The organism is Devosia sp. Leaf64, from assembly GCF_001421945.1.
Taxonomy (GTDB): Bacteria; Pseudomonadota; Alphaproteobacteria; order Rhizobiales; family Devosiaceae; genus Devosia.
The window spans coordinates 294,308-300,938 of sequence record NZ_LMLO01000019.1 but is presented as its reverse complement, the minus strand read 5'-3'; the positions used below and the strand labels follow the sequence as shown (position 1 = coordinate 300,938).

Here is a 6,631-nt window from a genome sequence, read left to right as displayed (position 1 = left end):
CCCCTTTCCTTTTCACGCTGCCATCAAGGCCCCCTCACCCCAACCCTCTCCCCCAAGGGAGAGGGAGCGGACCGAGCCAATTTGCACCAATGGGGCCGCCCCATGACCGCCACCCACGACCCCACCATCCCGCCACCGCGGCGCCTGAAACCCTGGAACGCCGTCGAACGTGGCCTCGCCAAGGTCGGCATTTCCGGCCGCATGCTGGTGCTCTTCGCGCCGGCCCTGTGGCTCCTGATCTTCTTCCTCGTGCCGCTTGCCGTGGTCTTCGGCATTTCGCTCGCGACCAAGCAGTTCGGCCGCCCGCCCTATTCTGCCCTCCTCTCGACCGAGGACGGCACGGTGCAACTCACCCTGCACCTCTCCAACTACATCCGCATCTTCACCGACAATCTCTATGTTGCGGCCTATCTCTCCTCGATCCGCATCGCGGCGATTTCGACCGTCATCACGCTGCTGGTCGGCTATCCGATGGCCTATGCCATCGCCCGTGCCGACGATCGCTGGCGCAACATCCTTCTCATGCTGGTGATCCTCCCCTTCTTCACCTCATTCCTCCTCCGCGTTTACGCGCTCACCGGCTTCATGCGCGGCAACGGCGTCATCAACCAGCTCCTCGGCCTTTTCGGCATCGAACCGCTCGTGATGATGCAGACCGATTTCGCCGTCTATGTCGGCATCGTCTACACCTACCTGCCCTTCATGATCCTGCCGCTCTATACGACGCTGGTAAAACTCGACGTGTCGCTCTTTGAAGCCTCCGCCGATCTTGGCGGCCGCCCCATGCGTACCTTCCTCTCGATTACCCTGCCGCTCTCGCTGCCGGGGATCATCGCCGGCTCCATGCTGGTCTTCATCCCGGCCATTGGCGAATTCGTCATCCCCTCGCTCCTCGGCGGGCCGGAAACCCTGATGATCGGCCGCGTCCTTTGGGACGAGTTCTTTACCGCCGCCAATTGGCCGCGCGCCGCCGCCGTGGCGGTCGCCATGCTGGTCGTCGTCGTCGTACCGATCATGCTGATGCAGCGCGCCCAAAGCGCCGTGGTGGAGAAGTAGCATGTTCCGTCGTGGCTGGTTCCTCCCCATCGCAGCGGCCCTAGGGTTCACCTTCCTTTACGCGCCCATCGTTTCGCTCGTCATTTTCTCCTTCAACGAAAACCGGCTCGTCACCGTCTGGTCCGGCTTTTCGTTCAAGTGGTATGGCGAGCTGTTCCGCGATCCGCAGATGCTCAATGCCGCTTGGCTGAGCCTCCAGATCGCCGCGCTGAGCGCCAGCATCGCCCTCGTCCTCGGCACGCTGGCCGCCGTCGCGCTCGTTCGCTTCCGTCGCTTCCGCGGCCGCACGCTCTTTTCCGGCATGGTCTCGGCTCCGCTCGTCATGCCTGATGTCATCACTGGCCTCGCGCTGCTGCTGCTCTTCGTCGCCATGGAGAGCTTTATCGGCTGGCCCCGTGGCCGCGGCATGCTGACCATCGTCATCGCCCACTCGACCTTCTGCATGGCCTATGTCTGCGTCGTCGTGCAGTCGCGCCTATCGGATTTCGACCGGAGCCTTGAAGAAGCCGCCATGGACCTCGGCGCCTCGCCCGTTCGCACTTTCTTCGACATCACCCTTCCCATCATCGCCCCGGCCCTGGTCTCGGGCTGGCTCCTCGGCTTCACGCTCTCGCTCGACGATTTGGTGATCGCAAGCTTCGTCTCCGGCCCCGGCTCCTCGACCTTGCCCATGGTGATCTTCTCCAAGGTCAAACTCGGCGTCTCCCCCGACGTCAACGCCCTCGCCACCATCATCATCGGCATCGTGGCCACCGGCGTCCTCATCGCGACAATCATCCAGCTCCGCACCAAGCCGAAAAAAGCGCGCGCCTAGTCCACCGCCCATATCCCTCCCCCTCCCAGGGGGATGCTAGGTGGGGGGTGAGGCTAGGTGTGGGTCACCGCCCCGTGAAAATCTTGTGACTAGACAAGCCGAAAAATGAGGCGCAAGCTCCTCATATGTTCAACCAACTTTAAGGAGGTGATCCAGTGTCTTTTGAGAATTCGGTGCTCGAGGTCCTGGGAATGTCGGTGCAGTTTGGGAGTGATCTCGACTAGCATCCCCCTCCTCAGGCTCAGCGCCTGTCACTCAGGGAAGGGTCGCTCCGCGGAGCGGCCCTTTTCCTTTTTCTAGCCCCAGAGACGGCCCGAGCCCGCAAGGGCTTGACGGAAAGCCACGGGCCATTGATACCGCTGGCCTCACTCTTTCTCCGGAGGCCCGCCTTGTCCTCGGCCAATTTCGTCCTGACCCTTTCGTGCAATGACCGCCCGGGCATCGTCGCCGCGGTCACGACCGAACTCGCGGCGCTCAACGCCAATATCGCCGAATCCAATCAGTTCTGGGACAAGGAAACCGGCCGCTTCTTCATGCGCCTCGCCTTTACCGCGCCCGATGGCATGGGCCGCGACCGCATCGAAAAGGCGCTCCGCTCACCCATCGAGCGCTTCGACATGAAGACCGCGCTCAGCGACGAAAGCCGCCGCAAGCAGGTCGTCGTGCTGGTCAGTAAATTCGACCACACGCTCCTTCACCTGCTCTACCAGATCCGCGTCAATTGGCTCGATGCCGAAGTCGCCGCGATCATTTCCAATCACGTCGATGCACAAAAGATCGCCGAAGACGCCGGCATTCCCTATCATTACCTGCCCGTCACCAAGGACACCAAGGCCGAACAGGAAGCCCAGGTGCTTGAGATCGTCAAATCGACCGGCGCCGATCTTGTGGTCCTCGCGCGCTATATGCAGGTGCTCTCGGATAATCTTTCCACCCGCCTTTATGGCCAGGTGATCAATATCCACCACTCGTTCCTGCCGAGTTTTAAGGGCGCCAAGCCCTACCATCAGGCCCATGAGCGCGGTGTCAAAATCATCGGCGCAACCGCCCATTACGTGACGCCCGATCTCGACGAAGGCCCGATCATCGAGCAGGAAACCGCCCGCGTCACCCACGCCATGAGCCCCGACGACCTTATCGCCGCCGGCCGCGACATCGAAAGCCGCGTGCTTGCTCGAGCCGTAAAATTGCACCTCGAAAGCCGGGTGATGCTCAATGGCAAGAAGACGGTGGTTTTCGGGTAATCCCGCAGACACCCCCTCCCAGCCTCCCCCATCAAGGGGAAGGTAAAGGGTCAGTGGTTTAGGTGAGATCGTGCCATACACTCGATCGGCACCTCCCCCTTGATGGGGGAGGATGGGAGGGGGTGATGGCAATCACAAACCTTGAGGCCAGCCCTATGCTACCTCATCCACCGGCAAATCCTCCAGATTCAGCGAATCCGCCAAGCTCGTCCGGTCCAGTACCGCCCGCGTCGCCAGCGTCACGCGCTCGAACACATGGCGGATCTCGCAAGCCGCCTCGTCCTTGCAGTCCTCACACTTCCGATAGGCGATTTTGGACAGGCACGGCAGCGGCGCAATCGGCCCGTCTATCAGGCGCAACACTTCGCCATACATGATCTCCTCGGGCGCCCGCACCAGTTCGTATCCGCCCATGCGCCCTCGGCGGCTCGTGACAAACCCAGCGCGCTTAAGCTCAAGCAGGATCTGTTCAAGAAACTTCTTCGGGATCGCCTGGTCGCGAGAGATTTCGCCGATCATCCGGCTCTCTCCCCGACCGGCGCGGGCCAGGGCCACCAGAGCCCGCAACGCATATTTGGCCTTTTGCGATATCATCGCGCCTAATCCCTCGGCTCCGGCTTGACCACCGGAATGCCCGGCGTCTCGGTATTGGCCGCGTCCGCATCGGGCTCGTCATCCGTCGCAGCGGGCTTTTCATCCCCACTGTCACCGTTTTCGCCAATCTCTGCAACAGTTTGCGACGGTTTGGGCGCGTCTTCGACGGCCGGCTCCTCGGCCAAGACCGGCGCAACAGGCACTTCCGGCGTAACGGGGATCACCGGCTCGACCGGTCCCACCACCGGCAGGTCCGACGCCACCAAAGTCGGCGGCTCAGCGTCCCCCACTGGCTCCGAAACCACTGCCTCTTCAACCGCAGGCTCAACAGGTTCGGCAGTCTCCGGCGCCACAACCACCACTTCATCGATGGCCGGCGGCGGCTCGCCAATCGACGGCGTTTCGTCCCCGCCCGCAACCTCGGCCGGCTCGTCCGTCGCCGCGTCGATCTCGACGACCTCCGCTGGCGGCACAACCGGCGCCTCCGGTTCCTTCACAGCGGGCGGCGGCAATTCGATCACCGTCGGCGCATAGAGCACCTCCACCTCGGTCGCCTCCGGCCGCACGATCTCGACCACTTCGGCAATCGGCGACACAGCCAACGCCATGCCCGCCGCCTGCGCCACGATATTCTCCGTCGGCGGCAGTTTCGGCTCGTCCGGTTCGGGCGTCACTGGGGCCGGCTTGTCTTCCCCAGCCTGCAACAGCGCCAAAATCCCCTTGCCGATTTCGCGCTCGCCGCGAATGACCACACTGGCCCCCAGCCCGCGAAGGAACGTCTCTTCTTCTTCCGAATAGGCGCGCGCCACGATCGATATCTCGGGATTGAGCTTTCGCCCGCTCTCGACCACCGACCCCGCCTCGAATGCATTTGAGATCGCGACAAGAAGGTTTTTGGCCCCGCCAAGATTGGCGAGTTTCAAGACACTCTGGCTCGCAGCATTGCCATAAATCACCTCGAGCCCCGCTGCCCGTGCCGCCGCCACGTCATGATCGGAATCCTCGATGACCACGACATCGCGACCCGAAGCCTTGAGGCCATCGGCAACGATCCGCCCGACCTGCCCATAGCCAACGAGCACGGCATGCCCGCTCAGCGTCAGCGGCTCGGTCAGATCATCGTCCGCCCCCAGCACCCCGCGCTCGATCCCCGCCTCACGCGGAATATCGCTCGTCGCCGGCCCCTGCGACACCGTCGCAAATTCACCCGGCTCCACCCGCCCATCGCCCGCCGCTGCAGCCGCGGCCACTGGCCGCCCATAGCGCGTCTCAAGTTTTGGCCGCATCCGCTCCAGAAGGAAGAAAACGATCGGGTTGAGCACGATGGAAATCAGCGCCCCGGCCAGGATCAGGTCCTGCCCCTCTTGCGGCAGGATGGCGAGGCTCACGCCCATGCTGGCGAGAATGAAGGAAAATTCGCCGATCTGCGCCAGGCTCGCCGAAATCGTCAGCGCCGTGCCCACCGGCCGGCGGAACAGCAGCACGATCCCGAACGCGGCGATCGACTTGCCGACGACAATAATAAAAACCGTCGCCAGCACCGGCAGCGGATTGGTGATGATGATGGTAGGATCAAAAAGCATACCCACCGAGACGAAGAACAAGACCGCAAAGGCATCGCGCAGCGGCAGCGTTTCGTTGGCCGCCCGATGGCTGAGTTCGCTCTCCGAAAGGATCATGCCGGCAAAGAACGCGCCGAGCGCCAGCGACACGCCAAAGAGCACCGCCGACCCCAAGGCCACGCCGAGCGCAATGGCGAGGACGGCCAGCCGAAACAGTTCGCGGCTCCCGGTATGCGCCGTCAGATGCAGCGCCCAGGGAATGAGCCGCCGCCCGACGATCAGCATGAAGCCGACAAAGGCCGCAACCTTGACGAGCGTGATAATGAGCACGCCCCAGATTCCCACCGGCGCGTTGACGATACGCTCGACGAAGGACACGAAGGGGTCATGCACCCCGGTATCGACGCCATTGAGGCTCGCAATCGCCGGCACCAGAACGAGCGCCAGCACCATGGCAAGGTCTTCGACGATCAGCCAGCCGACCGCGATCCGCCCCCGCTCACTCTCGATCAAGCGACGATCCTGCAACGCCTTGAGCAGCACCACAGTCGACGCCACCGACAGCGCCAAACCAAACAGCAGCGACCCGCCGATCGGCCACCCGAGCAGCGTGCCCAGCCCCGCGCCCAGCGCGGTCGCGACGGCAATCTGCGCAATGGCCCCCGGAATGGCAAGCGCTCGCACGCTCATGAGATCCTTGAGCGAAAAATGGAGGCCCACGCCGAACATGAGAAGGATGACGCCAAGCTCGGCGAGCTCCGCGCCCAGCGCCTGATCGGCGACATAGCCCGGCGTATGCGGCCCGACCAGAACACCGGCAAAAAGATAGCCCACGAGAGGCGGCAGTCGCAGCCGGTTGGCGATCATCCCAAAGATATAGGCCAGCACCAGACCCGCGACGATCGTCGAGATCAGGGGGGTACCATGGTGCATGGACAGGGCTCCGGCGCTCTAGGGGAAATCTCTATGGCAATAGTGGTGTATCGCCGTTTCCCACGCAAGCGCGGATCGTCCTCCTGGGGTCAATCCCTTGGCGGAACACAGCAATGCAAGTCAGAAACGGTCCAAACTTGGCTGAATGATGTCGCCCCCATTCATCCCCCGTTCAGCCAGGAATGGCCTGGCCTTTTGGGCTTTGCCTCACCCCTTCACCAACCACCAGATGTCACCCCGGCGAAAGCCGGGGCCCATCCTCAGCTATTAAGGTGGAGCGCCCAAGCAACCAGAAGCAGTCTCGCCATTTCGGGGCTACTAATCCGTTCCCTCAAACTCCGCCCTTCCCTCGGGCTCGACCCGAGGGCCCATGCGGGAGCCACTACATTCGGGCTCTGCGAAGTGCCCCTCGGGTCAAGCCCGAGGGA

Annotated in this window: 4 protein-coding genes and 1 pseudogene; 3 read left to right on the top strand and 2 right to left on the bottom strand. The window is 63.0% G+C overall.

Annotation, left to right across the window (positions count from 1 at the left end; genetic code table 11):
• Positions 1-102 precede the first annotated feature (102 nt).
• The 3 genes from ASE94_RS12670 to purU all read left to right on the top strand — a co-directional run bounded on the left by ASE94_RS12670 (position 103) and on the right by purU (position 3,114).
• Positions 103-1,056 (top strand): ABC transporter permease subunit, encoded by a 954-nt coding sequence (locus ASE94_RS12670; RefSeq protein WP_061908258.1) that lies wholly within the window; start codon positions 103-105, stop codon positions 1,054-1,056.
• A 1-nt stretch (position 1,057) separates the two neighbouring features.
• On the top strand, positions 1,058-1,870 hold the full coding sequence (locus tag ASE94_RS12665) for an ABC transporter permease subunit (RefSeq protein WP_061908259.1): 813 nt from the start codon (positions 1,058-1,060) through the stop codon (positions 1,868-1,870).
• A gap of 389 nt (positions 1,871-2,259) precedes the next feature.
• Positions 2,260-3,114: a formyltetrahydrofolate deformylase gene (gene purU / locus ASE94_RS12660; protein ID WP_062630684.1), complete on the top strand. Its 855-nt coding sequence runs from the start codon at positions 2,260-2,262 to the stop codon at positions 3,112-3,114.
• Positions 3,115-3,267: 153 nt separating this feature from the next.
• Here the strand turns inward: purU and ASE94_RS12655 are convergent, their stop codons facing one another.
• Complete coding sequence (locus ASE94_RS12655) at positions 3,268-3,708, bottom strand: Rrf2 family transcriptional regulator (RefSeq protein WP_061908261.1); 441 nt, start codon at positions 3,706-3,708, stop codon at positions 3,268-3,270.
• Positions 3,709-4,418: 710 nt separating this feature from the next.
• Positions 4,419-6,203 (bottom strand): annotated as a pseudogene (locus tag ASE94_RS12650) (cation:proton antiporter); the annotation flags it as partial.
• Positions 6,204-6,631 lie beyond the last annotated feature (428 nt).

Coding starts and splice junctions, on each gene's coding strand:
- ASE94_RS12670 (WP_061908258.1), top strand. CDS start 103: ATGACCGCCACCCACGACCCCACCATCCCGCCACCGCGGCGCCTGAAA.
- ASE94_RS12665 (WP_061908259.1), top strand. CDS start 1,058: ATGTTCCGTCGTGGCTGGTTCCTCCCCATCGCAGCGGCCCTAGGGTTC.
- ASE94_RS12655 (WP_061908261.1), bottom strand. CDS start 3,708: ATGATATCGCAAAAGGCCAAATATGCGTTGCGGGCTCTGGTGGCCCTG.